The sequence below is a fragment of the Streptomyces durbertensis genome, assembly GCF_014156695.1.
GTDB classification, from domain to species: Bacteria; Actinomycetota; Actinomycetes; order Streptomycetales; family Streptomycetaceae; genus Streptomyces; species Streptomyces durbertensis.
On record NZ_WMLF01000577.1, the window covers coordinates 1 to 2,808 of the forward strand.

2 protein-coding genes are annotated in these 2,808 nt (G+C 74.6%); one reads left to right on the plus strand and one right to left on the minus strand.

The window, feature by feature from the left end; all coding sequences use genetic code 11:
• Positions 1-328: 328 nt before the first annotated feature.
• Complete coding sequence (locus tag GL263_RS24605; RefSeq protein ID WP_228456801.1) at positions 329-1,303, minus strand: L,D-transpeptidase family protein; 975 nt, start codon at positions 1,301-1,303, stop codon at positions 329-331.
• Positions 1,304-1,646: 343 nt separating this feature from the next.
• Here GL263_RS24605 and GL263_RS24610 point away from each other — a divergent pair.
• Positions 1,647-2,808, plus strand: a 1,162-nt coding sequence (locus GL263_RS24610; RefSeq protein ID WP_182857944.1) for an amidase, incomplete at its 3' end; no start/stop codon positions are given.

The window sequence follows — 2,808 nt, forward strand, 5'->3', positions numbered from 1 at the left end:
CCTTGTCGCCACGTCCCCGCCGACAGGGGTGTGACACTTTTTGAAGGGGTGACGCAGTACAGAGTGAGCCGACTGGTCATCGGCGAGCGCGCTACCCGAGGTTCCCCCCGTACCTGCGGGTCCGCGCGATGGCGCGGGCGGGATATGTTCCCCCGATCCCGCCCGCGCCCCTTTCTCTTCTTCTCTCTTGCCCTCCGGCTCCGCCGCCCCGGTCGTCGAACCGGTGGCGTTCCGCGTGCCTTCCGGACGGTCCACGGTTCACGGCCCCCGAACCGCAGGAACGGACCGGCCGCGTGGCCGATCCGCTCCCGTCGGGTCCCTCGCCCGCTCAGCTGTAGACGATGACCTTGTCGCCCGCCCTGACCTCGTCGAAGACCTTGGCGATCTTCTCGCGGTCGCGCACGTTCACACATCCGTGTGAACCGCCGTTGTAGCCGACGGCGGCGAAGTCGGCCGAGTAGTGCACCGCCTGGCCCCCGCTGAAGAACATCGCGAACGGCATCGGCGTGTCGTACAGCGTCGAGTGGTGGTCGCGGCTCTTGAAGTCGACCTTGAAGGTGCCCTCACGCGTGGGCGTGTACTCGGTGCCGAACCGCACGTCCATGGCGGCCTGCACCTTGCCGTCGATCATCCACGCGAGGGTCCGGCTCTCCTTGCTGATGCACAGCACGCGGCCCGTCCTGCAGCGCTTGTCCGGGTCGGCGAGCGGGTAGCTCGTCTCCGGGTTGAGCTGGGCCGCGGTGGGTGTGGTGGTGCGGTCCCTGAGCGACCGCCACGTCTCGGGCGTGGTCGTCCCGGTCTGCGCGAGGGCCCGCTGCTTCTGGAACTCCCGGACGGAGCCACTGGTCAGCGTGCCGTAGTAGCCGGACGGGTTCCGCTGGAAGAGGCCCAACTGCTGGAGCCTGGCCTGGACCTCGCGCACGTCCCGGCCCTCGCTGCCCTCGACGAGCAGCGGCGCCGGGCCGCGGGTGTCGATCGCCGGCCGGGTCGGGGTCGGGCTCGGAGTGGAGGGCTCCGGAGCGGACGGGGTGGGCGTGCCGGGCGTCTCCGGGGCCGACGGCACGGCCTCGGGCTCCCTGGCGCCCGCCGGCTCCTTGGGGTCCGCCGGCGGCCGGCTCGACGCCTCGCGCGGGTCCGTGTCGCCGTTCTTGCCGTCGCCCTCGGAACCGTCGACGCCCGCTGCCGCCCTGCTGGGCTCACCGGCGCCGGAGGTGTCCACGGCGACGCCCTCGCAGCCCACGGTCAGGGCCAGTACGGCGATCGCGCCGCACATCGTGCTCAACGCCCTGGACCTCAGCCTCATCCCCGACCCCCTGCTCTGTTCGCGACGTGTCTCCCTGCTGGCCAGGCAGACGCCGCCCCCGCCGGGACAGTTCCCCGTCGGGGGCGGCTGATACGCAGTCGTGACACCCGAGCCTTACCCGGCACCGGGGCCGGGCACAGCACGATTTCCGGCCGAAGCGCCGGACTGTCCGAATTCGGCGCGGAGTTGGGCCGGAGGTCTCCCCCGGACGAGTCGGTTTGAGGCGGTCGTCGAGCGGGGATGGCCCGCGGCAGGCGCCCACTCGCCCGAACGGGCGTCCGGGCACGGCCCGCCGACCACACGACGCCCCAGACCAACCGTCACACAACGGGAGGAACCCGTCATGGCCCCGTCCGCCGCGGATCCACCCGGTACGGCCTTCGCGGGGCTCGGTGCGCAGGCCGCCGCGCTGGCGGCCGGTGAGACGACGTCCCGCGCGCTGGTGGAGGAGTCGCTGCGGCGGATCGCAGCCGCCCAGCCGACGATGAACGCCTTCCGCCTGGTCCGCGCCGAGCGTGCGCTCGAGGAGGCGGAGGAGGCCGACCGGCGCCTGGCGGCGGGGGAGCGGCTGCCGCTGCTCGGTGTTCCCCTCGCGGTGAAGGACGACACCGACGTGGCGGGTGAACCGACCGCGTTCGGCTGCCCCGGCGAGTTCCCCGTCAAACGCGCCGACGCCGAGGTCGTCCGCAGGCTGCGAGCGGCCGGTGCGGTGATCGTCGGCAAGACGAACAGCCCGGAACTCGGCCAGTGGCCGTTCACCGAGGGGCCGGCCTTCGGTGACACCCGCAACCCGTGGAACCTCGCCCACACACCCGGCGGTTCCTCCGGCGGTTCGGCCGCCGCCGTGGCGGCCGGGCTGGTGCCGGCCGCGCTCGGCTCGGACGGCGCCGGTTCGGTGCGCATCCCGGCGGCCTGGACACACCTCGTCGGCATCAAGCCGCAGCGCGGCCGGCTGTCCACCTGGCCCGACCCGGAGGCGTTCCACGGCATCACCTGCCACGGCCCGCTGGCCCGTACCGTCGCGGACGCGGCGCTGCTGCTCGACGCGGCGGCCGGCAACACCGTCGGCGACCCGCACCGCCCGCCGCCCGTGGCGGCCCGCGACGCGGCCACCCGCGAACCCGGCCGGCTGCGGATCGCGCTGTCCACCCGGGCGGCGTTCACCGGCACCCCCAAGCGCCTCGACCCGGAGGTGCGCGCGGCGGTGACCGCGCTGGCCGAACGGCTGGCCGCGCTCGGCCACGAGGTCACCGAGGCGGAACCCCGCTACGGCCCGATCGGCGTCACCTTCGTGCCGCGCGCCACCGCCGGCATCCGGGACTGGACGCGCAGGGTGCCGGACCCGGCGCTGCTCGACCCCCGCACCCGGGCCGCCGCGACGACGGGCCGGCTGCTGGGCGGTCCCGTGCTGCGGCTGGCCCGGGCGGCCGAGGGCCCGCTGCGCCGCCGCGTCGGGGCCCTCTTCCGCGCGCACGACGTCGTCCTCGCGCCGACCACGGCCACCC